The sequence below is a fragment of the Stenotrophomonas maltophilia group sp. LNF247 genome, assembly GCF_054083135.1.
In genome coordinates, this window is sequence record NZ_JBSRQL010000019.1 from 49,555 (window position 1) to 75,773 (window position 26,219).

At 68.1% G+C, this 26,219-nt stretch carries 22 protein-coding genes; 16 read left to right on the forward strand and 6 right to left on the reverse strand.

The genetic code is table 11. The features are described from left to right. Positions 1-117: 117 nt before the first annotated feature. Together ACTXG9_RS16765 and ACTXG9_RS16770 are read left to right on the forward strand one after the other, a co-directional pair. Positions 118-996 carry a lipase family protein gene (locus ACTXG9_RS16765; RefSeq protein WP_111191820.1) on the forward strand — a complete coding sequence of 293 codons (879 nt, stop codon included), beginning with the start codon at positions 118-120 and terminating at the stop codon, positions 994-996. Between the two features lie 11 nt (positions 997-1,007). Next, positions 1,008-2,210, forward strand: a complete 1,203-nt coding sequence (locus tag ACTXG9_RS16770; protein WP_456115573.1) for a DUF4785 domain-containing protein — start codon at positions 1,008-1,010, stop codon at positions 2,208-2,210. A gap of 128 nt (positions 2,211-2,338) precedes the next feature. Here the strand turns inward: ACTXG9_RS16770 and ACTXG9_RS16775 are convergent, their stop codons facing one another. Beyond that, the gene (locus ACTXG9_RS16775; protein WP_020723483.1) at positions 2,339-3,124 is read right to left on the reverse strand and encodes an ABC transporter ATP-binding protein; all 786 of its coding nucleotides are present in this window, start codon (positions 3,122-3,124) and stop codon (positions 2,339-2,341) included. A gap of 187 nt (positions 3,125-3,311) precedes the next feature. On the opposite strand from ACTXG9_RS16775, the gene ACTXG9_RS16780 reads away from it, so the two are divergent. From ACTXG9_RS16780 to ACTXG9_RS16795, 4 genes are all read left to right on the forward strand, one after another. Continuing rightward, positions 3,312-4,514: a DesA family fatty acid desaturase gene (locus tag ACTXG9_RS16780; protein ID WP_111104113.1), complete on the forward strand. Its 1,203-nt coding sequence runs from the start codon at positions 3,312-3,314 to the stop codon at positions 4,512-4,514. Further along, on the forward strand, positions 4,511-4,843 hold the full coding sequence (locus ACTXG9_RS16785; protein WP_021204635.1) for an EF-hand domain-containing protein: 333 nt from the start codon (positions 4,511-4,513) through the stop codon (positions 4,841-4,843). Before ACTXG9_RS16780 ends, ACTXG9_RS16785 begins: the two co-directional genes overlap by 4 nt. Positions 4,844-4,862: 19 nt before the next feature. Then, a complete protein-coding gene (gene mutM / locus ACTXG9_RS16790; RefSeq protein WP_021204636.1) occupies positions 4,863-5,675 on the forward strand; it encodes a bifunctional DNA-formamidopyrimidine glycosylase/DNA-(apurinic or apyrimidinic site) lyase in 813 nt (270 codons plus the stop codon). Positions 5,676-5,780: 105 nt separating this feature from the next. Next, on the forward strand, positions 5,781-7,385 hold the full coding sequence (locus ACTXG9_RS16795) for a glucan biosynthesis protein (protein WP_019658845.1): 1,605 nt from the start codon (positions 5,781-5,783) through the stop codon (positions 7,383-7,385). A gap of 538 nt (positions 7,386-7,923) precedes the next feature. Here the strand turns inward: ACTXG9_RS16795 and ACTXG9_RS16800 are convergent. Continuing rightward, positions 7,924-8,544, reverse strand: a complete 621-nt coding sequence (locus ACTXG9_RS16800) for a thymidine kinase (RefSeq protein ID WP_021204637.1) — start codon at positions 8,542-8,544, stop codon at positions 7,924-7,926. Positions 8,545-8,645: 101 nt separating this feature from the next. On the opposite strand from ACTXG9_RS16800, the gene ACTXG9_RS16805 reads away from it, so the two are divergent. Both ACTXG9_RS16805 and ACTXG9_RS16810 read left to right on the forward strand, forming a co-directional pair. Then, the gene (locus tag ACTXG9_RS16805; protein ID WP_021204638.1) at positions 8,646-10,622 is read left to right on the forward strand and encodes a UvrD-helicase domain-containing protein; all 1,977 of its coding nucleotides are present in this window, start codon (positions 8,646-8,648) and stop codon (positions 10,620-10,622) included. 261 nt (positions 10,623-10,883) lie between these two features. Beyond that, a complete protein-coding gene (locus tag ACTXG9_RS16810) occupies positions 10,884-11,408 on the forward strand; it encodes a GNAT family N-acetyltransferase (RefSeq protein ID WP_043397785.1) in 525 nt (174 codons plus the stop codon). Positions 11,409-11,469: 61 nt separating this feature from the next. On the opposite strand, the gene ACTXG9_RS16815 is transcribed toward ACTXG9_RS16810, so the two are convergent. Next, the gene (locus ACTXG9_RS16815) at positions 11,470-12,123 is read right to left on the reverse strand and encodes a DUF480 domain-containing protein (protein ID WP_180832926.1); all 654 of its coding nucleotides are present in this window, start codon (positions 12,121-12,123) and stop codon (positions 11,470-11,472) included. 101 nt (positions 12,124-12,224) lie between these two features. On the opposite strand from ACTXG9_RS16815, the gene ACTXG9_RS16820 reads away from it, so the two are divergent. The 4 genes from ACTXG9_RS16820 (at position 12,225) to plsB (ending at position 17,884) form a co-directional block, all read left to right on the forward strand. Beyond that, positions 12,225-13,148 carry a 5'-nucleotidase, lipoprotein e(P4) family gene (locus ACTXG9_RS16820; protein ID WP_134732410.1) on the forward strand — a complete coding sequence of 308 codons (924 nt, stop codon included), beginning with the start codon at positions 12,225-12,227 and terminating at the stop codon, positions 13,146-13,148. Continuing rightward, on the forward strand, positions 13,145-13,870 hold the full coding sequence (pyrF, locus tag ACTXG9_RS16825; RefSeq protein WP_021202271.1) for an orotidine-5'-phosphate decarboxylase: 726 nt from the start codon (positions 13,145-13,147) through the stop codon (positions 13,868-13,870). Before ACTXG9_RS16820 ends, pyrF begins: the two co-directional genes overlap by 4 nt. 424 nt (positions 13,871-14,294) lie before the next feature. Continuing rightward, on the forward strand, positions 14,295-15,248 hold the full coding sequence (locus tag ACTXG9_RS16830) for a hypothetical protein (RefSeq protein WP_019662244.1): 954 nt from the start codon (positions 14,295-14,297) through the stop codon (positions 15,246-15,248). Beyond that, entirely contained in the window at positions 15,248-17,884 is a 2,637-nt protein-coding gene (gene plsB / locus ACTXG9_RS16835) for a glycerol-3-phosphate 1-O-acyltransferase PlsB (protein WP_019662245.1), read from the forward strand. The genes ACTXG9_RS16830 and plsB overlap by 1 nt, the downstream gene beginning before the upstream one ends. A gap of 116 nt (positions 17,885-18,000) precedes the next feature. Here the strand turns inward: plsB and ACTXG9_RS16840 are convergent, their stop codons facing one another. Further along, entirely contained in the window at positions 18,001-18,204 is a 204-nt protein-coding gene (locus ACTXG9_RS16840) for a YdcH family protein (protein ID WP_005407501.1), read from the reverse strand. A gap of 91 nt (positions 18,205-18,295) precedes the next feature. Here ACTXG9_RS16840 and ttcA point away from each other — a divergent pair, with 91 nt between their 5' ends. The 3 genes from ttcA to ACTXG9_RS16855 are packed head-to-tail and all read left to right on the forward strand — an operon-like array spanning position 18,296 to position 20,997. Next, the gene (gene ttcA, locus ACTXG9_RS16845; protein ID WP_171953210.1) at positions 18,296-19,216 is read left to right on the forward strand and encodes a tRNA 2-thiocytidine(32) synthetase TtcA; all 921 of its coding nucleotides are present in this window, start codon (positions 18,296-18,298) and stop codon (positions 19,214-19,216) included. A gap of 36 nt (positions 19,217-19,252) precedes the next feature. Then, positions 19,253-20,158, forward strand: coding sequence for a recombination-associated protein RdgC (locus ACTXG9_RS16850; protein WP_021202267.1), 906 nt, complete (start codon positions 19,253-19,255; stop codon positions 20,156-20,158). 59 nt (positions 20,159-20,217) lie between these two features. Then, on the forward strand, positions 20,218-20,997 hold the full coding sequence (locus ACTXG9_RS16855) for a M48 family metallopeptidase (protein WP_021202266.1): 780 nt from the start codon (positions 20,218-20,220) through the stop codon (positions 20,995-20,997). Positions 20,998-21,322: 325 nt separating this feature from the next. Here the strand turns inward: ACTXG9_RS16855 and ACTXG9_RS16860 are convergent, their stop codons facing one another. Then, positions 21,323-22,189, reverse strand: coding sequence for a methylglyoxal synthase (locus tag ACTXG9_RS16860; RefSeq protein ID WP_111102371.1), 867 nt, complete (start codon positions 22,187-22,189; stop codon positions 21,323-21,325). 167 nt (positions 22,190-22,356) lie between these two features. Here ACTXG9_RS16860 and ACTXG9_RS16865 point away from each other — a divergent pair, with 167 nt between their 5' ends. Next, positions 22,357-24,765: an ATP-binding protein gene (locus ACTXG9_RS16865; protein WP_180832940.1), complete on the forward strand. Its 2,409-nt coding sequence runs from the start codon at positions 22,357-22,359 to the stop codon at positions 24,763-24,765. Here ACTXG9_RS16865 and ACTXG9_RS16870 read toward each other — a convergent pair. After that, positions 24,751-26,196 carry an FAD-dependent oxidoreductase gene (locus ACTXG9_RS16870; RefSeq protein ID WP_019661976.1) on the reverse strand — a complete coding sequence of 482 codons (1,446 nt, stop codon included), beginning with the start codon at positions 26,194-26,196 and terminating at the stop codon, positions 24,751-24,753. The genes ACTXG9_RS16865 and ACTXG9_RS16870 overlap by 15 nt on opposite strands. Positions 26,197-26,219 lie beyond the last annotated feature (23 nt).

The following is a 26,219-nucleotide window of genomic DNA, read 5'->3' on the forward strand; positions in this document are numbered from 1 at the left end:
GGCGCAGCGCACGGACTTTCACACGGCCGCGCCGTGAGCATCGGCACATCGGCAGGCACCAGGGGCCGTCCAGTTCCAGCCGGGTCGGGGGGATCCGAAGACAGAGGGAGAGAAGCGATGCGCAGCACCGCAACAGGAAGTACCGTCCTGGCCCTGCTTCTGGGGCTGGCAGCAGCACCGGCGCAGGCCGCCGACGTGGTCGGCGTGGCCTTCGTGCATGGCACCGGCGCGCAGACCAATGCCACCCAGGACTACTGGCAGCCGGCGATCATCGACACCGTGCGCCAGGGCCTGCCGAACAGCAGCAACTACGTTGTCATCAACTGTGACTTCACCCAGTACATGTGGAAGCCGGAGGCCGCCGGCTGCCTGGCCAACCAGCTGACCAGTTTCATCGACAGCCGTGGCATCACCCAGCTGGTGGTGATCACCCATTCCAACGGCGGCAACGTGGTGCGCTGGATCCTGTCCAACCCGACCTACGACAGCCGCTATCCGAAGATCATCCGCACGGTGCGCAAGGTCACCGCGCTGGCACCGTCCTCGGCGGGCACGCCACTGGCCGATGCGGTACTCAACGGCAATACCTTCGAAACCTCGCTGGGCTGGCTGCTGGGCTACAAGAACGACGCCGTGCGCCAGCAGCAGGTGGCCAGCATGGCCACCTACAACGCGCAGAACCTGTACGGCACGGCCGGTCGCCCGGCGCTGCCCAAGCCGTTCCGCGCAGTGGTCGGCAGCGACGTGGAATCGGCGGTGTGGGACAGCAACAGTTACTGCGGCGGCTATGCCGCCAACGTCGGCCTGGAGTTCACCCAGAACTGGCTGTCGTCCTGCTCCGATGGCTTCCTGGAGTGCAGCAGCCAGAAGGCCGCCGGCACCATCTGGTTCACCGACAAGGCGCGTACCCAGGGCGCAGAACCGCTCAGCCACAACCAGAGCCGCCGCGAGTGCTTCGGCCTCGGCACCCTGCTGCGCAACGACCTGACCCAGTGAGGGAGACGACCATGACGATTCAATCCACCCTGCTGGCCGGCGCCGTGCTGGCAGTATTGTCCCTTTCCGCAGCGCAGGCCGCGCAGCCGCTGCAGGCCGCCCGCGCGGGCGACCAGGTGCCCGCTGCGCTGGTTGCCGCGCCGTTGCCGGCCGATGACAGCGAACGCGCACCGCTGTCCTTCGCCTGGGCCTTGGACCCGGCGCAATCGCTGCAGGCGGCTACGCCGTATGCCTCGGTCAGCCGCAGCTACTGGCAGCAGGTCGATGGCGCCCAGCTGCAACGCGGCCTGGAGTTGCCGCTGACGGCGGCCGATGCGGTGATCCAGCTGAGCCCGGCCGCAGGTGCCCGCGTGCTGCCGGCCAGCGCCCTGCAGGTGCGCGACCCGGCCGGCCGCAGCAGCGTGGCGCGCAGTGTCGATGCGCGCGCCCTGCAGGATGCCGGCATGCCGGTGAGTGATGGCAGCAGCATGCTGCGCACCGGCGCGACCAGTGCGGCCGGTGCGTACACGCTGCAGAGCGCGCAGGCGCAGGGCCGCTATGTGGTGCAGGTGCTGGAGCCGAACAGCCCGCTGCGGTTGGAAGTGCAGGCCAACCAGGCGCAGGTGCTGGCCGGTGGCAACGTGCAGCTGCAGGCACGCCTGCTGGAAGACGGCGCCACCACCGCGCAGCTGGCATCGCGTCGTGGCGGCCTGGGTGGTGAAGCCCTGCTGGTCGCACCGGATGGCCGCAGTTGGCCGCAGCGCCTGCTGCGCACCACCGATGGCAGCCTGCGCGCGCAGGTGCGGATCCCGACCGACGTCGGCACCGTGCAGGGGCTGTGGGAGCTGCAGGTGTTCGCCCAGGCCGATGGCGTGCTGCGCGATGGCAAGGTGGCCTTCGCGGTGGCACGGCCGACCGCGCGTTTCAGTGGCCAGGCAGCACCGGACCCGTCCAGCCGCCAGGTGGCGCTGCCGCTGCAGGTGGCTGCGGCAGGCCGCTACGAGGCACGCGGCACGCTGTATGCCACGGCCCGTGATGGCCGGATGAAGCCGGTCGCGCAGGCACATGCAGCAGCGTGGTTCGATGGCCCAGGCGCCGGCCAGCTGGTGCTGCCGTTCGACCAGGCTGCGTTGCCGGCCGGTTTCGGCGCACCGTACGAGCTGCGCGACCTGCAGCTGCAGGACCAGAGCCGGATGGCACCGATCGAGTCGCGCGCGCTGGCGTTGAAGTTCTGAGCAAGGGTGCAGCGGGCGGGGTTCCGGCCCGCTGTACCGTTTTCTGTAGAGCCGAGCCTATGCTCGGCTGCCGTTCCCCGCGGCCAGAAGCAGCCGAGCATAGGCTCGGCTCTACAGTGGCATGTCGATTATCCCGCGTACGCGGTCAGCCGGCCTTCCTGCTCGCATACCGTGATCGCGCCACCGAACACCGCCGACAGCGGTTCGTTGCGCAGCAGCTCGGCGCGGGTACCGTCAGCCAGTACGCGGCCGTCACGCAGCAGCACCACGCGTTCGATCTCGGGAATGATCTCTTCGATGTGGTGGGTCACCAGCACCAGGGTGATGCCCTGCTGGGCCAGCACGCGCATGGTCGCCACCAGCTGCTCGCGGGCGACCAGGTCCAGCCCGGTGGAGGGTTCGTCCAGCAGCAGCGCCTGCGGCCGGTTGACCAGCGCGCGCGCGATCAGCACGCGGCGGGTTTCGCCGGCCGACAGCTCGGCGTAGGCACGTTCACGCAGGGACAGCGCGCCGGTCATCGCCAGTGTCTCGCCGACACGTGCGCGCATGTCGGCGGTCACCTCGCGGAAGCCGGGCACCACGTAGCTGGCGAAGAAGCCGGACAGCACCGCCTGTTCCACGGTCAGCCCCGGCATGTCGGCCAGGTTGCTGCTGAGGTCGCCGGTGACGATGCCCAGCTGCGAGCGCAGCCGGTCCACCTGCCAGCGGTTCTGGCCCAGCACCCTCACCGCGACGGAGCCGTCGACCTGCGCCAGCGGGTACAGCTCGCGGGTGATCAGCTTGATGAAGGTCGATTTGCCACAGCCGTTGGGGCCGAGCAGGGCGGTGTGCTGGCCCTGCGCGATGCGCAGGCTGAGCCCATGAAGCACCTTCACCTGGCCACGCACCACGGTGGCGCGGTCCAGTTCGATCAAGGGGGGCAGCTCCGCGACGGGCGGGGCGGCGGAAATGCGGCTGGCGCGTGGATCAAGGCTCGACAACTCAGGTCCCCAACTGTGAACGGTGCCACGGATGGCGATGCCAAGCACCGCCGCAGGGATGCAGTTTGCAACGCAAGCGCCCATCATGTCTGCCATCCCCGCGTGGATCCGGAGAGCTGCCATGCCTGATGCCCTGATGTCCCTGTTGACCGGTGGTGTTCTCGGCCTGGGGTGGTGGGCCATGCTGGCCGTGCTGCTGGTCTTCACCCAGATCACCATCTTCTCGGTGACCCTGTACCTGCATCGCAGCCAGGCCCATCGCGGGGTCGACTTCCACCCGGCGCTGGCCCACCTGTTCCGCTTCTGGCTGTGGTTGACCACCTCGATGATCACCCGGGAATGGGTGGCCATCCACCGCAAGCACCACGCCAAGGTCGAGACCGAGGACGATCCGCACAGCCCGGTCACCCGCGGCATCGGCAGGGTGTTCTGGCACGGCGTGGAGCTGTATCGGGAAGCGCGTGGTATGCGCGCGGACATTGAGCAGTACGGGCGCGGCACCCCGGACGATGCGATCGAGCGCCACCTGTACACACCGCACGCCACGCTGGGCCCGGTGCTGCTGCTGGCAATCAACAGCGTGCTGTTCGGCCTGCCCGGCGTGGCCCTGTGGGCGATCCAGATGGCGTGGATCCCGTTCTGGGCAGCCGGCGTGGTCAATGGCCTGGGCCACTGGTGGGGCTACCGCAACTACGAGTCCGCCGATACCTCCACGAACCTGACGCCGTGGGGGTTCTGGATCGGTGGCGAGGAGCTGCACAACAACCACCATGCCTTCCCCAGCTCGGCGCGCTTTGCGATGCGGCGCTGGGAATTCGACATCGGCTGGAGTGCGATCCGCCTGCTGCAGGCGCTGCGCCTGGCCAAGGTGCTGCGGGTGGCACCGGCCATGGACGTACGCCCGAACATCGCCGTGCCCGATGCCGAGACCCTTAAGGCGCTGCTGTCGCACCGCTTCCAGGCGATGACCGACTACCAGCGCAACGTGTTCATGCCGGCCCTGCGCGAGGAAGCGGCACAGGCCGGGGCCAAGCTGCGCCGCCTGCTGCCGCGCCGGCTGCGCCGTGGCCTGGTCAACGACGGTCGCTGGTTGAAGCCGGACAGTCGTGCCCAGCTCAGCGCCTGGGTGGCACAGCGCCCGCGCATCCGCACCCTGGTCGAGTACCGGGGGCGCCTGGCCGCGCTGCTGGAAGCGCGCGGCCACGATGCGGCCGAGCGCCTGCATCAGCTGCAGGCCTGGTGCCGCGAGGCCGAGGAAAGTGGCATTGCCGCGCTGCAGGCCTACGCCGCGCGATTGAAGGGCTACAGCCTGGTGGGCGCGTGAGGGCAAGGTACCGACTACTGCTGGCGGCGCTGCTGCCGGGTGCGGCGCTGGCCCAGGTCACCGATACCGCCAGCTATCTGCAGCGGATGGACAGCGATGGCGACGGCCGGGTGAGTGAATCCGAGTACGTGCAGTGGATGCTGTATGCCTTCGACCGCATGGACCGCAACGGTGATGGTGTGCTGACGGCCGAGGAGCTGCCCGGTGGCAAGGGCAGGGCGATCAGCCGCGAGCAGCAGCGGCAGGTGATCGTGCAGCGCTTCCACAAGCAGGATGCCAACGGTGATGGCTTCCTCGACGCCCGTGAGCTGTCCGCGCCGCCGCGTTGAGCGGGCGTAGAATCACCCCATGCCCGAACTGCCCGAAGTAGAAACCACCCGCCGCGGCCTGGCGCCGCACCTGCAGGGTCGTCGCGTGCATGGCGTGATCCTGCGCCGCGCCGACCTGCGCTGGCCGATTCCGCCGGAAGTGGCCGAGCTGCTGCCGGGCCAGCGCATCGAGGAGATCCGTCGCCGCGCCAAGTACCTGCTGCTGGACACCGCCGTCGGCAGCGCGGTGCTGCACCTGGGCATGTCCGGCAGCCTGCGCGTGCTGCCTGGCGATACCCCGCTGCGCGCCCACGACCACGTCGACATCAGCCTGGACAACGGCCGCCTGCTGCGCTTCAACGACCCGCGCCGCTTCGGCAGCCTGCTCTGGCAGCCGGCCGGCGAAGTCCACCCGCTGCTGCAGGGGCTGGGCCCGGAACCGCTGGACGACGTGTTTGACGGCGACTACCTGTTCGCCCGCAGCCGGGGCCGCAGTGCGCCGGTGAAGACCTTCCTGATGGACCAGGCGGTGGTGGTGGGCGTCGGCAACATCTATGCCGCCGAGAGCCTGTTCAAGGCCGGCATCAGCCCGCTGCGCGAGGCGGGCAAGATCTCGCGCGAACGCTACCAGCGGCTGGCCGGGGCGGTGAAGGAAATTCTCGGCTATGCGATCACCCGGGGCGGCACCACGCTGCGCGATTTCATCAGCCCTGACGGCGCACCGGGCTACTTCGAGCAGGAACTGCTGGTGTACGGCCGCGACGGCCTGCCATGCCCGAACTGTGGCCGCGCGCTGAAGCACGCCACCATCGGCCAGCGCGCCAGCGTCTGGTGCAACCACTGCCAGCGCTGAGCCGGGCGGCCAGCGGCAGCTGAACGGGCAGGAGACGTCTCCGCTGCCCGTTAACGTTTGTCTGCCTATCATGGCCGACCTTCCCTTCGTGCCTGACGCGCCTGCATGCAACGACGCGACTTCATCCGCAATGCCTCCCTCGCCCTGGCAGCATTCGGCCTGCCGTCCCTGCCCGCGTGCGCGGCCAGCAGGAGCGGCCAGATGGGCCTGCGCCGCCTCGGCCAGCCGCAGCCGTTCGACTTCGCTACCCTCAAGGGCCAGGCGCGCGCGCTGGCACAGGCGCCCTACAAGAGCCACAAGCGGGTGCTGCCGGGCCGCCTGGAAGGCTTGGACTGGGACCAGTACCAGTCGATCGGTTACCGCCAGGACCATGCGCTGTGGGCTGACCAGCCAGGCAAGTTCCAGGCCAAGTTCTTCCATCTGGGCCTGTACTTCCATTCGCCGGTGCGCATGTTCGACGTGGTCGACGGCAAGGCGCAGGAGCTGGCCTATGACGGCGCGGCATTCAACTACGGCAAGAGCGGCATCAAGGACGGCGAGCTGCCGGCCGACCTGGGGTTCGCCGGTTTCCGCTTGAACACCCGCAAGGACACCGACCGCGATTTCGCCGCCTTCCTCGGCGCCAGTTACTTCCGCGCGGTCGGCAAGGAGGGTCAGTACGGCCAGTCCGCGCGTGGCCTGGCGATCGATACCGGCATGGGCAAGCCGGAGGAATTCCCGGATTTCATCGCCTACTACCTGGAACAGCCGTCGGCTGATTCGGACACGATCGTGGTCTACGGCCTGCTGGATTCGCCCAGCGTGGCCGGTGCCTATCGCTTCGCGATCACCAACGGTGACGTGCTGCTGATGGACATCGACAGCGCGCTGTACCCGCGCAAGGCGATCGAGCGGTTGGGCATCGCGCCGTGCACCAGCATGTACCAGGTGGGCGAGAACGACCGCCGCATGGGCTGGGACTGGCGCCCGGAGATCCACGATACCGACGGCCTGTCGCTGTGGACCGGTGCCGGCGAATGGATCTGGCGCCCGCTGCTGAACCCGCGCAACCTGCGCTTCAACATGTTCGTGGACCGCAACCCGCGCGGTTTCGGCCTGCTGCAGCGCGACCGCAACTTCGACCACTATCAGGATGACGGCGTGTTCTACGAGAAGCGGCCGTGCCTGTGGGTGGAGCCGAAGGGCGAATGGGGCGAGGGCTCGGTGCAGCTGGTGGAGATCCCCACCGTGGACGAGACCTTCGACAACATCGTGGCGTTCTGGAATCCCAAGGAAAAGCCGCAGCCGGGCCAGGAGCTGCTGGTCGGTTACCGCCTGTACTGGGGCGCCGAGCCGCCGGCACGGCCGCCGATGGCGCACTGCGTGGCCAGCCGCACCGGCCTGGGCGGTGTGGTCGGCAAGAAGCGCGAGTACTTCAGCTGGCGCTTCGCGGTGGACTTCGAAGGTGGCGAACTGGCCAGGCTGATCGACAAGGGCGAGGTCGAGGCGGTGGTGGAAGCCAGCCGGGGCCGGGTCGAGATCGTGTCGGCGCGGCCGCTGCGCGAGATCAACGGCTACCGCGCGATGTTCGACCTGGTGCCGCCGGAAGGCAGTACCGAGCAGATCGACATCCGCCTGTTCCTGCGCAGTGGTGGCAAGACCCTCACGGAGACCTGGCTGTACCAGTACACCCCGCCGCCGGCCGGAGCGCCGGAGCGCACGCTGTACTAAGAGGGGGTTGGGTTTGCAGGGCTTGCAGCCCTGCACCTGCAGAGGCCAGAGCCGAAGCAACGGCAGAAGCTGGTTTCCTGTGGGGAGGCGCGGTGGGTCCGGTTGAGGGGGACGGCGTAAATACGTCCATGTAGCCTCGGTCGCGCCATCCATGGCGCTCACGCCCCCTCAACCGGACCCACCCCGCCTTCGACAGATCGCCGCGATCTGTCGGAGCACGGGGTCGGATCCCGTTGCTGCGCAACGGGCTCTGAACCCAGATGAATGTCGATAGATGAACTTCGATATCTGACAGATGTGCCGACCAACGGTCGGCACCCACCAACAGCCGCGTGAAATTGTCAGAGGTGGGGCGGTGTGGGTGGGCAGGACCGTTGGCGCCATGGATGGCGCCATCGAGCCCCCAGGGACGGGTTTACGGCGTGTCCTGCCCACCCACACCGCCCCGCCATCCCGCGGTGCCGCTTTGGCTTTGGCCGTTGCCGTTGCCGTTGCGTTGAGCAGGTGCAGGGCTGCAAGCCCTGCAAAAGAACACCCCTTACAGCGGCAGCGGGGCCTGCGCCGGATCGATACGCCCTTCACCGCGGGTGATCTTCTTGAACTCGGCGCGGCTGACCGACACGTAGCGGTCGTTGCCGCCGATCTCCACCTGCGGGCCGTCCTGTACTGCGTGGCCATGCTCATCCACGCGTACCGTCATCGTTGCCTTCTTGCCGCTGTGGCAGATGGTCTTGATCTCCTGCATCTCGTCGGCCCAGGCCAGCAGGTACTGGCTGCCCTCGAACAGTTCGCCGCGGAAGTCGGTGCGCAGCCCGTAGCACAGCACCGGAATGCGCAGCTGGTCGACCACCTCGCTGAGCTGCCAGACCTGGGCGCGGGTGAGGAACTGGGCTTCGTCCACCAGCACGCAGCCCATCGGACCGTTCGCCGCCAGGTCCTGCTCTACCCAGCGCTGCAGGTCGGTATCACGGTCGAAGGCCATGCCCTCGGCGCGCAGGCCGATCCGCGAGGCAACCACGCCGGCGCCGGCACGATCGTCCAGGCGCGGGGTCAGGATCGCCACCCGCATGCCGCGCTCGCGGTAGTTGTGGGCGCTCTGCAGCAGGGTGGTGGTCTTGCCGGCGTTCATCGCCGAATAGTAGAAGTAGAGCTTGGCCATCGACGGATTGTACGCCGCGGCCCCGCTTCGCCGAAGCCGTTCAGCAACCCCGCCGGCAGGCCGCTGTGGTCGTCACCCCGCCCCGCTACAATCCCCATCCCATGCACGGTCTCAATCCCCCCCAAGCCGCCGCCGTCCTGCACATCGAAGGTCCGCTGCTGGTGCTCGCCGGCGCGGGCAGCGGCAAGACGCGCGTGATCGTGGAAAAGATCGCCCACCTGATCAGCTGTGGCCGCTACCCGGCACGCCGCATCGCGGCGATCACCTTCACCAACAAGTCGGCCAAGGAAATGCGCGAGCGTGTGGCCAAGCGCCTGCGCGAGCAGGATGCCGACGAGGTGACGATCTGCACCTTCCATGCGCTGGGCCTGAAGTTCCTGCAGATCGAGCACGCGGCGGTGGGCCTGAAGCGTGGATTCTCGATCTTCGACGCCGACGATGCCGCTGCGCAGATCAAGGACCTGATGCACGGGGCCAAGCCCGACGACATCGAGGACATGAAGAACCTGGTGTCGCGCGCGAAGAACGCCGGCCTGTCGCCCGAACAGGCGATGGCCGCCGCACGCAGCAACCGCGAGAAGGAAGCGGCCAGCGTCTACGAGCGATACCAGCTGAGGCTGACCGCGTTCAATGCGGTGGACTTCGATGACCTGATCCGTCTGCCGGTGCAGATCCTGGAAGAGAATCCGGACATCGCCCTGGCCTGGCGCGAGCGCATCGGCTACCTGCTGGTGGACGAATGCCAGGACACCAACGACGCGCAGTACCGCCTGCTCAAGCAGCTGGCCGGTGAGAAGGGCAACTTCACCTGCGTCGGCGACGATGACCAGTCGATCTACGCCTGGCGTGGCGCCAATCCCGAAAACCTGCAGCAGATGGGGCGCGATTACCCCATGCTGGAAATCATCAAGCTGGAGCAGAACTACCGCTGCTCCAACCGCGTGCTGCGCGCCGCCAACGCGCTGATCGCCAACAATCCGCATGAGCACCTGAAGAAGCTGTGGAGCGACCAGGCCGACGGCGAACGCATCCGTGTTTGGGAATGCCGCAACAGCGAACATGAAGCGGAGAAGGTCGCCGCCGAGATCGCCTTCGTGGCGCAATCGCGCAACGTGCCGTGGAGTGACTTCTGCATCCTGTTCCGTGGCAACTTCCAGTCGCGCCCGCTGGAAAAGGCGATGCAGCTGCTGCGCATTCCCTATCACCTGACCGGCGGCACCATGTTCCTGGAACGCCAGGAAGTGAAGGACACGCTGGCCTGGCTGCGCCTGCTGGTGAACCCGGATGACGACACCGCGTTCATGCGTGCGGTGCAGTCGCCCAAGCGCGACGTCGGTGCCGGCACGCTGGCCAAGCTGGCCGAGCTGGCCCAGGAAAAGGACATGCCGATGGCGCATGTGGCCGAAACCATCGGTGCCCTGCAGCAGCTCCCACCGCGCGCGGCCAACAGCCTGGCGCGCTTCACCGACATCCTGCGCGACCTGCGTGCACAGATGCGCCAAGTGACGTCCGGCGACATGATCCGCAAGGTGGCCAAGGAATCGGGGTTGCTGAGCGAGCTGCGCCAGCAGGCCAAGGAAGAGGCCAGCTACCAGCGCCGCGCCAACAACATCGAGGAACTGGCGCAGTGGTTCGAGGGCGGCCCGCGCGGTGCAACCGCCGCCGACCTGGCCGGCCAGCTGGCGCTGCTGTCGCGCAGCGACAAGGACGAGGGCGGCAATCAGGTGCGCATGATGACCCTGCACGCTTCCAAGGGCCTGGAATTCCCGTACGTGTTCATCGTCGGCTGCGAGGACGGCGTGCTGCCGCACCAGGTCAGCCTGGACGAGGGCAACCTGCAGGAAGAACGGCGCCTGCTGTACGTGGGCATCACCCGCGCCAAGATCCAGCTGTGGATGAGCTACAGCAAGCTGACGCGCAAGTTCGGCGAGCATGTGCGGCTGAAGCCGAGCCGGTTCTTCGAGGAGATTCCGGCCGAGGAGATCCAGCGCGATGGCGCCGATCCGGTGGCCGATGCGGCGCGCAAGAAGGAACGGGCGAGTGCGGGGTTGGCGGCGATCGAGGCGTTGTTCGACTAGGGCGCTCCAACGGCGCCGCCCCTCCGTGGTGGAGCACGCGTTGGTTCCGCAGTGTGGCCGGTCGGGGTGGGTTCGCGGGGGACGCCGTGAACCCGTCCTTGGGGGCTTAGCCGCGCCATCCATGGCGCGGATACCCCCGCGAACCCACCTCGACCGGCCTCTGACAGATTCCGGGCGCTTCCTTCCACGGCAATGCAGAGGAAATCAAAAGCAACAGCCGGCGGTTGAGGCAGAATCGGGGTTTCGGCTGGAGGTCTGCCTGTGCAACCGATCGAGAGTGAGCGCCTGCGGCTGCGGGCCATTGAACCTGACCGTGATGCGGCACCGATGCTGGCCCTGCTCAACGATCCGGGCTTCGTGCGTTTCATCGGTGACCGCAACGTGCGCGACGAAGAACAGGCACGCGAGTACATTGCGCTGCGGGTGCTGCACAGCTATGCGTTGAATGGCTTCGGCATGTATGCCATCGAGCGGTTGTCCGATGGTGCCTGGCTGGGCAACGCCGGGCTGGTGCGGCGGGATGGCCTGCCGGGGCCGGACATCGGCTATGCGGTGCTGTCGGAATTCGCGGGGCAGGGCTATGCCGGTGAGGCGGCACGCGCGGTGTTCGCGCATGCGCGTGGAGCGCTGGGCCTGCACGATCTGTATGGCATCACCGATCTGGACAACGTGGTGTCCGGGAAGATCCTGCAGGGCCTGGGTATGCAGACGCGCGGGGTGATCCAGTTGCCGGGCGTGGACAGCCCGAGCCGGTTGTATGCCACGCCGGGTGCGGCGCAGGTCTGACCCCTGATGTTGGTCGGCACGATTCAGATGCAGTGCCGACCAACGGTCGGCACCCACCCCCTCAGCCGCGCAGTTCGTCCAGCTGCGCCTGCAGCTCGGCCACGGCCGCTTCCAGCCGGGCCACGCGCTCGGCCAGGCCCGGATCGGCCGCATCGCTGCTGCCACCGCCGCCGCTGGCGTACTTCGCTGCCAGTGCCGCGCCGTCCACTTCTCCGCACAGCAGGTGCATGTAGCGGTCTTCGCGCTGGCCGCTGGCACGCGGCAGCACCACCAGCAGCGCGCGCTGCTGCAGGCGCTCGATGGCGTGGCGGGCTTCGTCGGTGTCGGCAAAACGGTACAGACGCTCGCTGCGCGACACCAGCTCGCCCAGGGTTTGCGGCCCACGCAGCAGCAGCAGCGCCAGCAGCACGGTCTGCTGCCGGGTCAGGTCCAGCGCGGCCTGCAGGCGGTGCTCGTAGCGGTCCGCGCGCGAGGAGAAGTGCTGGCGGGCCAGGCCCAACGCCTCCAGCTGGCGCAGCGCGTGCTGCACGCTGCCGGCATCGACGTTCATCACCGGCTCGCGCGCGGTCTTCTGGTTGGCGGCCGATTGGGCGGCGTTGACCGTCAGTGGATAGGTGTCCGGCGTGGTCGCCTCCTTTTCCACCAGGCAGCCCAGCAGGCGGGCCTGCACGGCGTCGAGCAGGGGGACGTCGGGGGTCTGGACGGAATCGGTCATGGCGGCCTCCGGAAGGGCAACGGGTCAACCGCCAAGCATAGCCGTCCCGGCGCCGCCTTTGCCGGTAAAATGCGCCGGTATATCTGATTGCCGGTGAATCCATGCGTCGTCCCGTTTCCCTGTCCCTGACCCTGCTCGCCACTGCGGCGCTGGGCCTGTCCGCCTGCAAGCGCGTGGATGCGCCTGCCGCTGAAGCCGCCGCACCGGAGGCCCCGGCCGCCGCTGCCAAAGCCGACGGCGCGCTCGATGCCACTGCCAATGACAACCTCAATGCAGTGCTGTGGATGCAGCGTGCGCAGGAGTACAAGGCGATCACCGAGCAGACCTACCGCGCCGCCGCCGACCACCTGGACGCCGCGCTGAAGGAAGCCCACTGGGATGCGCTGGTGCCGGAAGAACGCGGCAACGAGGCCAAGGGCCTGAAGCCGGCCGTGGTGCTGGACGTGGACGAGACCGTGCTGGACAACTCGCCCTACCAGGCGCGCCTGGTGCGCGACGGCAAGGAATACGATGAGTTGAGCTGGGACCAGTGGGTGGCCGAAAAGAAGGCCAAGGCCATCCCGGGCGTGGTCGATTTCGCCAAGGCCGCCAACGCCAAGGGCGTGACCTTGCTGTACATCTCCAACCGCGCCGTGCACCTGAAGGACGCGACCCTGGCCAACCTGCGCGAGCAGGGCCTGCCGGTGGCCGACGACAGCGTGTTCCTTGGCCTGGGCACGGTGGTGCCGGGCTGCGAGCAGGCCGGCAGCGAGAAGAACTGCCGCCGCCGCCTGGCCGGGCAGAAGTACCGCGTGCTGATGCAGTTCGGCGACCAGCTGGGCGATTTCGTGGAAGTGACCGCCAACACCAACGACGGCCGTGACGCACTGCTGCAGCAGTACCACGACTGGTTCGGCGAGCGCTGGTGGATGCTGCCCAACCCGACCTACGGTGGCTTCGAGCCGGCGCAGTTCAACAACGATTACAGCCAGTCGCGCCAGGCCCGCCACGACGCCAAGCGCGCTGCCCTGGACTACGCACCATGAGCCGCGCGCCACTGCCGCTGCGCGACGACGAGCGCCTGATCTTCGCGCTGGACGTGCCTGATCGCGCGCAGGCGCTGGAGTGGGTCGACCGCCTCGGCGACAGCGTGGCGTTCTACAAGATCGGCATGGAACTGCTGGCGTCGGGCGAGTACTTCCAGGTGCTGGACGAGCTGGCCCGCCGCGACAAGCGCGTGTTCGTCGACCTGAAGTTCTTCGATATCCCGGCCACCGCCGCGGCGGTGATCAAGCGCCTTTCGCAGTGGCCGGTCAGCTACGCCACCATCCACGGCTGGCACCCGGCGATGATGGAAGCCTGCGCCGCCGCCAACAGCAGCGACATGCGCCTGCTGGCGGTGACCGTGCTGACCTCGATGGGCCGCCCGGACCTGGCGCAGATGGGCATCGACCGTGAACCGGTGGAGGTGGTGGTCGAACGCGCGCTGGCCGCGCAGGCGGCCGGCATCGATGGCGTGATCGCCTCGGGCCAGGAGGCCGGCCCGATTCGCGCCGCGACCGGCGCCGGGTTCTCGATCGTCTGCCCGGGCATCCGCCCCGGTGGCCCGGTCGGCGATGACCAGAAGCGTACCGTTGGCGTGGCCCAGGCGTTTGCCGATGGTGCCGATGCCATCGTGGTTGGCCGTCCGATCCGCCTGGCCACCGATCCGCAGGCCGCGGCCCGGGCCATCCAGCAGGAAATCGCGTCGGCACTGGGTGCGCGCTGAGGTTCCGTTGCGAAGGCTGCAGGCCCGAACGCCATCCCGGCCCGCGCGGGATGGCGTTTTTGCATCTGTCTACCGAGCGGTTGTGCCCGAATCGCCGCAAAACCTGCCGTAGATTTCATTGCGTCCACCCCCATCATCAGGTGAATCAATAAAATCAATAGTTTAAGGTGCACTACGTGAAGTATTGCCTTAACTTGAGCGGCAGCGTAGGATCGCCGCCATCCGGTCCTCGGACCGGACATGTGCCACAACACTGTCCACCGGCCCTGCGCCGGTTTGAAGAGCCTGTGATCCCCGTGATCCCGGCTCTTTTTTTATTCCCGTCAGTGACTTGCACAGGCAACAGCGGAAACCGTGACGTCCCGGCTTGCCGCTGTCACGTCGCAGGCCGCAAGATGCGGACCGGTCCGGGGAGTCCGATTGCATGAGCGTGGCGGTGCGAGGAAGGTCTGCGCGTGGATGGGGGCTGGCAGCCATGCTGCTGCTGGCGGTGGCCGCGTGCCGCGAATCAGCCGATGATCCAGCCAAGCCGGCAGCCGAACCGGTCGCGGCGGTGCAGGCGATGGCCCTGCGCCTGGCCGAGGACGATCTGGTCGGCTACGCGAAGCTGTCGGTACCGCCCAGCCAGTACCAGCGCCTGCAACAGGCCTGGACCGAAGGCCACAGCCAGTGGCCGCTGACCGAACTGCCGCTGGGTGACCAGCTGCTGCCGATGCTGGCCGCGCTGCGCAAGCCCAACGCCAGCGCCGAACTGCAGCGCAGCTTCGATCGCCAGCTGGCCGGACAGGCCGGCGCCGTTCGCCAGGCCGCGCAGTCGATGGGCAACTTCGGCGTGCAGTATCTGCGCCACCAGAAGGGCTATACGCCCGGCCAACAGGCGCACTACATCGCCCTGGTGGAAACCCTCGCCAGCTGGGCGCAGGGCGCACCGATCAGTGACCGCGCCCGCGCGCGCAGCACCATCGCCGCACTGGTTGGCGCGGCCGGCAAGGTTGGGTTCGATGATGAGGCCGGCCTGCAGGCCGCCGGCATGGAAGGCAGCCTGCAGCAGCTGGCGCCGTTCATCCACACCCTCAAGGCCGTGCTGGGCAGCTACGGACTGGGCGTGGACGAGGCGCTGCGCAGCGTGCGCGGTGAGCTGCTCTCGGTGGAGGGTGACAATGCGCTGGTACGCCTGCACTACGACCTGGCTGGCCGCGAAATGATCCTGCAGCTGCCGCTGAGCCGCCGCGAGGGCCACTGGTACCTGACCCGCACCCTGGCCGACACCGATGCGCTGCTGCGCAAGGCCGACGCGGCCCGCGCTGCGGCCTCGCCATCACCGGCTGAAGCCCCTGCTGGGGGTGGGGAAGCAGCAACGCCGCCGCCTAAGCCATAATGGCGCCGATGTCGAAACAGAACCCGCTGCCGTTTCCCGGCGAAGAATCCCAGTCGACGCCCGCCGATACGGTGCCGGCGTCCCCCTCGACCGGCACCGGCCCGAACCCGGTACCGCCGCCCGTGCACGCGCGTCCGGCCGGCCGCCGCCCGCTGTGGGCTCGCCTGCTGGGCCGCCTGGTCGAGCCGTGGCTGTCGCTGAAGATCGAGCCGGAGGACCCAGGCCAGTACAACGATGGCCGTCCGGTCGTGTACGTGCTGGAAGACTACGGCCTGTCCAACGCGCTGATCCTGGACAAGGCCTGCCGCCAGGCCGGGCTGCCCTCGCCGCTGGTGCCGCTGGCCGGTGACCCGACCGGGCGCAAGCGCGCCTACCTGGCGCTGTCGCGGCGCAGCTCCAGCAACTCGCTGATTCCCGAGCAGCGCGGCGCCAAGACCCACTCCGATTCGCTGGCCAAGGTCCTGCAGGCGCACCGCGTGCGCGACGACCTGGATGTGCACCTGGTGCCGGTGTCTATCTTCGTCGGCCGCGCGCCGGACAAGCAGAGCGGCTGGTTCGCGGTGCTGTTCTCGGAAAACTGGGCGCTGGTCGGTCGCTTCCGCCGCCTGCTGGGCCTGCTGCTGAACGGGCGCAATACCATCGTGCGCTTCGCCCCGCCGATCTCGCTGCGCAGCACCGTGGACGAAGGCCTGGAGCCGGAGCGCACGGTGCGCAAGCTGCAGCGCGTGCTGCGTACGCACTTCCGGCGCATCCGTGAATCGGTGATCGGCCCGGACCTGTCGACGCGGCGCCTGCTGGTGGACCAGGTATTGGCTGCCGAACCGGTGCGCGAGGCGATCGCCGCACAGGCCAAGCGCGACAATTCGAAGCCGGCCGATGCCTGGAAGAAGGCACACGCCTACGCCTGGGAAATCGCCGCGGACTATTCCAGCCCGGTCGTGCGCTCGGCCAGCTTCATGCTCAGCCACGTGTGGAACCGCATCTATGCGGGCGTGCTGGTGCACCACCTGGACAAGTTCAAGGCTGCCGCGCCGGGCCACGAAGTGGTGTACGTGCCCAGCCACCGCAGCCACATGGACTACCTGCTGCTGTCCTACCTGCTGTACGACCGCGGCATCGTGCCACCGCACATCGTGGCCGGCATCAACCTGAACCTGCCGGTGGTGGGTACCCTGCTGCGCAAGGGCGGTGCGTTCTTCATCCGCCGCTCGATCCGCGGCAACGCGCTGTACTCGGCGGTGCTCAGCGAGTACGTCGCGCAGCTGGTGGCCGGTGGCTATTCGCTGGAGTATTTCGTTGAGGGTGGCCGGTCGCGCACCGGCCGCCTGCTGCAGCCCAAGGGCGGCATGATCTCGATGACGCTGCGTGCGTTCCTGCGCCAGCCGCGCAAGCCGGTGCTGTTCCAGCCCGTCTACATCGGCTACGAGAAACTGATGGAAGGCGGCAGCTATCTGGACGAACTGTCCGGCCGGCCGAAGGAAAAGGAATCGATCTGGTCGCTGCTGTGGGGCATCCCCAAGGTGCTCAAGCAGAACTACGGCCAGGTGGTGGTGAACTTTGGCGAACCGATCGCACTGAACGACGTGCTGGCCGAGAAGGCGCCGGAGTGGAAGGGCGAGGCGGTGTCCGAGGACGAGAAGCCGGCCTGGCTGTCGACCACGGTGGATACGCTGGCCGAACGCATCCAGGTGCGCATCAACGGCGCCGCCGACGTCAACCCGATCAACCTGCTGGCGCTGGCGCTGCTGTCCACGCCGAAGCACGCGATGGGCGAGGCCGACCTGATCGCGCAGATCGAGCTGTGCAAGACCCTGCTGGTCGAGATGCCATATTCGGACCGGGTGACGGTGACCCCGCACTCGCCGGAGCGGATCATCGCCCACGCCGAGGAAATCAACGTCCTCACCCGCATCAAGCACCCGCTGGGCGATGTGCTCAGCGTCAGTGGCGATACCGCGGTGCTGCTGAGCTACTTCCGCAACAATGTGCTGCACCTGTTCACTGCCTCGTCGTGGGTGGCCTGCTGCTTCCAGAACAACCGCCGCATGAGCCGCGCCGGCCTGGTCCAGCTGGGCCGTACGGTGTACCCGTTCCTGCAGGCCGAGCTGTTCCTGCCGTGGAGCGAGGACGAGTTCGCCCAGCGCATCGACCAGACCATCAACGTGTTCGTGCGTGAGGGGTTGCTGCAGAACGTCAATGACGACGACGGCGGCATTCTGGCGCGCAACACCGGGCAGACCGACGAGGTGTTCCGCCTGCGCGCCATCGGGCACTCGCTGCAGCAGGCGTTCGAGCGCTACTACATCGCCATTTCGGTGCTGGTGAAGAACGGCCCCGGCGTACTTGGCGCCGCCGAACTGGAAAGCCTGTGCCAGCAGGCCGCGCAGCGCCTGAGCCTGCTCTATGCGCCGGCGGCGCCGGAGTTCTTCGACAAGGCCCTGTTCCGTGGCTTCATCCAGAAGCTGCGCGAGCTGCGCCTGGTGTGGCCGGACGAGAACAGCAAGCTGCTGTTCGACGAGCGCCTGGATGCCTGGGCCAAGGATGCCAAGTTCATCCTCGGCCGCGAGCTGCGCCACACCATCGAGCGGGTCAGCCCGGAAGCGGCGCGCCCGGACGAGCCGGCACCGCAGGATTGAACTGAATCCTGCGGTGGGCGTGGACCTTGGTCCGCACACCTTCCCGTCGTGCCGACCAGGGTTGGCACGTACCGGAGCAGGAGGCCAACCCGGGTTGGCACCCACCTGAACCCGGCTCAGGCCGGCTCGTCGGGAATCTGCAGGCTCTCCAGCCTGGCGATGCAATCCTTCAACTGCAGCTTGCGCCGCTTCAGGCGCTTGGCTTCCAGTTCGTCCTCGCCGTTGGCCGCCATGCGGGTGATCTGTTCATCCAGCAGGCGGTGCTCGGCGCGCAGGGCGGCGAGGCGTTCGACGATCTCGGCGGGGTCGTAGGTGTCCACAGGTCCCGAGCATACACAGCGATGATGACCGCCGGGAGAGGGGAATACCGACCCCCGGCCGGGGCCGCTCCGAGCCGTTAGAATGGAGCCCATGAGTGCCGTGATTTCCCTTCCCGATCCCCAGCCGCGCGCCGCCCGCGATCCACGCGTGGCCGAGCGCGAGCAGCACAAGCTGGCCAAGCGCCTGCGCCGCCAGGTCGGCGAGGCGATTGCCGACTTCGGCATGATCGAGGCCGGCGACAAGGTCATGGTCTGCCTGTCCGGCGGCAAGGACAGCTACACCCTGCTGGACGTGCTGCTGCAGCTGCAGAAGAAGGCACCGGTGCCGTTCGAGCTGGTGGCGGTGAACCTGGACCAGAAACAGCCGGGCTTCCCTGAGCACATCCTGCCGGAGTACCTGGCCGGGCTGGGCGTGCCGTACCACATCATCGAGCAGGACACCTATTCGGTGGTCAGCCGGGTCATCCCGGAAGGCAAGACCATGTGTTCGCTGTGCTCGCGGCTGCGTCGTGGCGCGCTTTACAACTACGCCGAAACCCACGGTTTCACCAAGATCGCGCTGGGCCATCACCGCGACGACATGGTGGCCACCTTCTTCATGAACCTGTTCCACCACGCCAAGCTGGCGGGGATGCCGCCGAAACTGCGCAGCGATGACGGCAGGCACGTGGTGATCCGGCCGTTGGCCTACGTGCGCGAAAGCGACATCGTCGACTACGCGCAGGCACGCCGGTTCCCGATCATTCCCTGCAACCTGTGCGGCAGCCAGGAGAACCTGCAGCGCCGCCAGGTCGGCCTGATGCTGAAGCAGTGGGAAAAGGACCATCCCGGCCGCATCGAGCAGATCGCGCGCGCCATGGGCGACGTCCGGCCCTCGCAGCTGGCCGACACTACCCTGTTCGACTTCATGGCGCTGGGCCGTCGCGACGACGCGCCGCTGCCCGATGCCCATGCCTGGCTGGCCGGTTCCCCGGCCGATGCCGACGCAGATCCCGAGACGCCCACCGTTTAAGGTCGGTCGCCCTTCCTCTTTGCCATCCGGAATTCCATGTTCTTTCGCAACCTGACGTTCTTCCGTTTTCCGACCGCCACCGATTTTTCCGAAGTCGATACCCTGCTGCCGCACGCCGTGCTCAAGCCTGTTGGCGCGCTGGAAATGAACTCGCGCGGCTTCATCTCGCCGTTCGGCCGCGAGGAAAAGGAGCAGCTCTCCCACCGCATCGCCGAACACCTGTGGCTGACCGTGGGCGGCGAGGACAAGATCCTGCCGGCAGCGGTGGTCAACGACCTGCTCGAGCGCAAGCTGGAGGAGATCGAGGAGAAGGAAGGCCGCCGCCCAGGTGGCCGCGAGCGCAAGCGCATGAAGGACGACCTGCTGCATGAACTGCTGCCGCGCGCCTTCGTGAAGTCCTCGCGCAACGACGCCTTCATCGACCTGCAGCACGGCTATGTGGCGGTGGATACCTCCAGCCGCAAGACCGGCGAGTACTTCATGTCCGACATCCGCGGCCTGCTCGGCAGCTTCCCGGCGATGCCGCTGAACGCCGAAGTCGCGCCGCGCTCGATCCTGACCGGCTGGATCGCCGGCGAGCCGCTGCCGACCGGACTGAGCCTGGGCGAAGAGTGCGAGATGAAGGACCCGGTGGAAGGCGGCGCGGTGGTCAAGTGCCAGCACCAGGAACTGCGCTGCGACGAGATCGACAAGCACTTGGACGCCGGCAAGCAGGTGACCAAGCTGGCGCTGATCTTCGAGGACAACCTGTCCTTCGTCATCGGCGACGACCTGATCGTGCGCAAGCTGAAGTTCCTCGACGGCGCCCTGGACCAGCTGGAGCATGCCGACGAAGACGGACGCCGCGCCGAGTTCGACGCCCGCTTTGCCCTGCAGAGCGCCGAGATCCGCCGCCTGTTCCTGTTGCTGGAAGAAGCCTTCAAGCTCAGCAAGGCTGACTGAACAGGCAGCGCGACGGCCGCCGGTCATCCGGCGGCCCGAAGCGGCGCTATGCTGGGCGCATGAGCCGTCTGCTGCGCCGCCTGATCAGCCCGACCCCGCCCGCCACCGTACAGCGCGACACCGTTCGCCTGCGCCTGGAGGATGCCGAGATCGAGGTCCTGCGCGTGCGTGATCCGCGTGCGCGGCGCATCAAGCTGAGTGTGGACGAACGCGGCGCACGCCTGACCCTGCCGCCGCGCGCGAGCCTGGTGATGGGCGAACGCTTCCTGGAACAGCACCGCGACTGGTTGGCGCTGCAGCTGCGGCAGTACCAGGGCCAGGGCCTGCCGCCACCGTTGCAGCCGGGCGAAGACGGTGTGCTGCCCCTGCGCGGCGAACTGCTGCCGCTGCGCTGGCAGGAAGGCCGCTACGCGCGCCTGGAGATCGACGCGCACGGCGCCTGCGTGCAGTGGCCGACCCGCGGCGGCGACGCCACCCTGCGCCGTCTGCTGCGCGAATTCTACGAAGCCCAGACCCGCGCCGACGTCGGCCGCTGGCTGCCGAAGTACCTGCCCACTCTGCCGCGCGCCCCCAGCCGCCTGCGGCTGAAGGTGATGTCCTCGCAATGGGGCTCGCTGGCCCCCGACGGCAGCATGGCACTGGACCTGGCCCTGGTGCTCGGTCGTCCGGAAGCGTTCGAGTATGTGCTGGTGCACGAGCTCTGCCACCTGATCCAGCCCAATCACTCGCCTGCGTTCTGGCACGAAGTGGAACAACGCTTCCCCGCCTGGCGCGAGCAGCGCGACTACTTCCAGCTGGAAGGCCGCAGGCTGAAGGCGATGCTTCGCCAGCTGCTGTAGAGCCGAGCCGATGCTCGGCTGACGCGCGTGGCGCGGGTTCCAGTCATCACGTTGAAGAGCAGCCGAGCATGGCTCGGCTCTACAGGGAGTGTCCGTGGTGGGCAGGGGCGTGAGCCGCATGGGCCCGAGGCATGCCTCGGGCGGGTTGGGCAGGACGCCCAACCCCGGTCTTGCCGTGTGCGCAGGAAAGCGCACACGAGCAAGCGGCGACCGAGCTTACAAGGACGTACTTGCAGCGACCCCTGCGCAATCCACCCCGGCCGGCCGAGCACGGCTTCCGATTTGAACGACCCACCACGAGGGGCTCAGCCGTTGGCCGAAACCCTCACCCCACCCGCAACGCCGCGGCCGCCGCCCACCGCGCCGCCACCCGCGGCGCCGTAATGCACACTGCCTGGTCGGTCACCGTCGTCACCGCACGCTCCAGCAGCTGGATATCCGCCTCATGCTGGCGCGCCACATGCGGGTCCTCGAAGAAGATCGCACGCTGGCAACGCCCCTCCAGTACCCGGTCGGCAATCTGCGCATCACCGCCCATCGGGCCACTCTGGTAGCGCGTCACCCACGGCGTATCACGCGGCCAGCCCCGGCTCCAGGCCAGTTCGTTCAAACGCTGGCCGGTGGTGCCGGTCGCCACCCGCTCGCCGAACCGGGCCAGCACATCGAAATGCTCATCGGCGAAGGCCAGCATCGCCGGCTTCATCGCATCATGCGCGATCAGTGCCAGCGTCTGGCTTTCGAACGCATGCAGGTCGTCAGCGCCGCGGTCTGCCGGCAGCCCGCCGTGGACGCGCTCCACTTCGACCCAGTCGCGTGCAGTGGCCACGGTCGAAATGAACGGCTTGCCGTGAATCACGCACTGGCGCTTCAGCGCCGTGGCTTCTGGAAATACCGAGGACGGATCGACCGGGTCGATCAGGTAGATCGCGCCATCCAGTGTCCGATCCGGACCCATGCCAACGACTTCGGCGACCAGCTTCATCAGGCCACCCTCGCGTCCGTACGGGTAACGGTGCAGGCCCGCGTACCCGGTCAGGAAGCCCTGTCGTTCGATCGCGTCATGGGTGCGACCGACCGCATGCAGCGACACGCCCAGCTCGCGCAGGCCGGGCTCGCTGCTGCGCAGCCAACGGAACAGCGCGGCGCGCGCGTCGTGGTGATGAAGACGGTTGGCAGCCAGGCCGATGCGCATCGAACGCTCCGCAGTTACGGGTGAAGGCGGCAGTGTATGTCGGCATTCCCCTATCTGGATGCTTTTACAACTTTCTTCATTGCCGTCGGTCCGCACGTCGATAGCGTGGCAGGCAGCGGTACCGCAGCGCGGCCGTTCCTTCCGCCCGCGAGATGAGGATGCCTACCGTGAATGTCGCCGGCCTCCCGGCAGCCATTGCTGTCATGGCCAGCCTGCTGCTGCCTGCCACGGCCTCCGCCACGGGCTGCAGGACACCGCTGCGCATTGCCTGGCCTTCCGACCGCGCACCGTTGTCGTCCAGCGAACAGGGTGAGGCACGGGGGCTCGGCGCGGTGTACCTGGAGCTGCTGGGCCGGCAACGGCCGCTGCAGCTGCTGCCCGTGCCGGCCGCCAGCGTGGAACGGGATGAGCTGCCGGCCGGCACCCAGGCGCTGCTGGGATGGCCACGCTCGCAGCTGCCCGCCGGCTGGGTGGCCAGCACGCCCTACCTGCAGCTGCCACAGGTGATCGTGCGCCGTGAGGGTACGCCGCCGGTGCTGGGCCTGGAAGATCTGCGTGAGCGAACCGTAGCCAGCCCCAGCCGGATGCCGCTGCAGGGGCTGCTGGCCGAGCAGGCAACGGGTGCGCAGCTGCTGCCACCGGCAGCGCTGGACGATGCGCTCCCGCTGCTGGGCACCGGCCTGATCGATGCCGTGGTTGCCAACCTCGGCGAAGTCGAGGCCGCGTTGCGCCGCTACCAGGGCGATGCACTGCTGATTGCTGCGCCGGCCGGTTTCGATGATGCCCTGGTGCTGGCGACCACGCCCGCCTGCGCCGATGTCATCGCCGGCTTCGAGCAGGCGCTGTCGCAGCTGACCGATCCCGAGCGCGATCAGATCCGCGCGGCCTGGCTGCCGGACCGGCCGCGCAATTGGCCGTCATCGTCACCCCTGCGCTGGCTGGTGCCGGCCTCGTTGATCCTGCTCGCACTGGCGCTGGTACATGCCTACGGTTACTGGCGGGTGCATCGCGAAAGCGTGCGGCGCCGAGTCGTGGAGCAGCGCCTGCAGGAGGTGACTGCGAACCTGCCGGCGGTGGTCTACCAGGCGCGCCGTTCGGCGTGCGGTCACTACAGCTTTCCGCAGATCGCCGGCGACGTGCAGTCCCTGTTCGGAATCAGCGTGGAGAGCGCGCGCATCGATCACCAGTGGCTGCTGGCCGCAGTCCACCCCGAGGACCGCAGCAGGGTGATGGCCTGTATCGAGACAGCCGCATTGGCGCGTGGCCCGATCGATGTCACTTTCCGTACCCGTTCACCACAGGGCTGGCGATGGGTGCGTTCGCATGGGCGGCCGTTGCCCTGCGACGATAGCTACGTCGAGTGGAGCGGCTACTGGATCGACGTCAGCGAGGTGCAGTCACGTACCCGCGCGCTGGCCGACGCGCGCCGCGAGGCCGAGCAGGTGGCACAGGCCAAGGCGCACTTCCTGGCCACGATGAGCCATGAGATCCGCACGCCGATGAGCACGCTGCTGGGCATGCTCGAACGGCTGGCGGGCAGCAGGCTGGAGCCACGCCAGCAGCAGGTGCTGGCCACGGTGGATGATGCGGCGCGGATGCTGCGGCAGATCCTCGACGATGTACTGCACAGCCAGCGCCTGCAGGGCGCACCGCTGCAGTTGCGGCCCACCGATCTGGCGGCACTGGTGCGCGCGGTGCAGCAGCTGCTGATGCCGGTGGCCGCCAGCCGCGGCCTGCACCTGCAGGTGGTGCTTGATCCGGAGATGCAGCCGGGATCGCTGGCCGATGGCCTGCGCCTGCGCCAGATCCTGTTCAACCTGGCCGGTAATGCACTGAAGTTCACCCGGCACGGCCACGTGGAACTGCGGTTGCAGGTACTGCAGCAGCATGCCCGCGGGCAGCGGCTGCGCCTGCAGGTAAGCGACAGCGGCGTGGGCATCAGCGAGGAACGACAGCAGGCGGTGTTCGCCGCCTATGCCCAGGCGGAGCGCTCGACCACGCGGCGCTTCGGCGGCAGTGGGCTGGGCCTGGCGATCTGCCGCGAGCTGGCAACCTCGATGGGGGCGGAGCTGCAGCTGCGCAGCTCCCCTGGGCAGGGCACCACGGTATGGATGGATCTGGACCTGGAGGCCTGCGAGGCACCCATGGCCGCACCTTCGGCGGCATCAGCGGATGAGCATCCATTGCCGGCGGCGTGCGTACTGGTGGTTGAAGACCATCCTACCAACCTGCAGCTGCTGGAGCAGCGCCTGTGCGCGCTAGGGCTGCGGGTCCACGCCTGTACCGATGGGCAGTCGGCGCTTGAAGCATGGCAGGCGCAGCCGTTCGAGCTGGTGATCACTGACTGCCACATGCCGGGCATGGACGGCTTCGCACTGGCGCGGGCGATCCGCGCTGATGCCTGCCCGGCACGTGCGCAGGTGCCGATCATCGCGCTCACGGCCAGCGTGATGGAAAGCACCCGCGAAGCCTGTCGCGCGGCTGGCATCGACCACTTCCTGGCCAAGCCGGTGGAGCCGCACGTGCTGCGGGCGCTGCTGGCGGTACTGCTGGCGCCGGACTCAGTGGGCCAGTAGCCGGACGATGCTGGCGGCGGCATCGCGGCCCTCGGCCACGGCGGTCACCACCAGGTCGGCACCGCGTACCGCATCACCACCTGCGAACAGGCGCGGATGCGCGGTCTGGAACGGCAGGCGATCCTTGCCTCCGGCCACGATACGGCCGTTGGACCGGCCTTCCACGCCGTGCTCGGCCAGCCATGCCGGAACGGTCGGCGAGAAGCCGAAGGCGATGATCACCACGTCGGCCTCCAGCAGCGATTCGCTGCCATCGATCGGCACCGCGTTCTGGCGGCCGTTCGCATCCGGCTCACCCAACCGGGTCTCGACCACGGTTACGCCGATTACTTCGTCATCGGCGCCGGCTTCGATCGACAGCGGCTGCCGGTTGAACAGGAAGCGCACACCTTCCTCGCGTGCATTGGCGACCTCGCGCGCGCTGCCGGGCATGTTTGCTTCGTCGCGGCGGTAGGCGCAGGTGACCTTGGCCGCGCCCAGCCGTATCGCGCTGCGCACGCAGTCCATGCCGGTATCGCCACCGCCGAGCACCACCACGCGCTTGCCGTTGAGATCGGGCAGGGCGATGGTGTCTTCCCAGCCGGCAATCGGCCGGCCCTTCGGATCATCACCACCGACGATGCGGCTGTTCTGCACCAGGAACGGCAACGCCGGCAGCACGCCTTTCAGGTCCTGGCCGTCGAGGCCGCCATCGGTGTAGCGGTAGGCGCCGGTGCCGACGAACACCGCATCGTGGGTATCCAGCAGCTGCTGCAGGCTGATGTCGCGGCCGATCTCCACGCCGAGGCGGAACTGCACCCCCATGCCCTCCAGCACGTCGCGGCGGCGACGGATCACGTCCTTGTCCAGCTTGAAGCTGGGGATGCCGAACTGCAGCAGGCCGCCGATCTGCTCGTAGCGGTCATAGACCACGGCGGCAATGCCGGCGCGAGCCAGGCGGTCGGCACAGGCCAGCCCCGCCGGACCGGCGCCGATCACCGCCACGCTGTGGCCGGTCGGCTGCACCGCGGCCAGATCCGGGCGCCAGCCACTGGCCAATGCGGTATCGACGATGTACTTCTCCACCGCGCCGATGGTGACCGCACCGAACTCCTCCAGCGTGCAGCTGCCTTCGCACAGCCGGTCCTGCGGGCACACCCGGCCGCACACTTCCGGCAGCGGGTTGGTGCTGTGGCACAGCGTGGCCGCCTCGTGGATGCGGTTCTCCTGCACCAGCTGAAGCCACTGCGGAATGGCGTTGTGCACCGGGCACTTCCAGCTGCAGTACGGGTTGCCGCAGTCCAGGCAGCGGCCGGCCTGGTACTGCGCGTCTTCCTTGCCGAACCTGCCGTACAGCTCACCCCAGTCGCCGGAGGTGCGCAGTTCCACCGGAATGCGCTGCGGCATGGTGCGGGGCAGGTCGAGGAACTGGAAAGCGTGCTTGCGGCTCATGGCGGGCTCTGTAATGCGAGGGG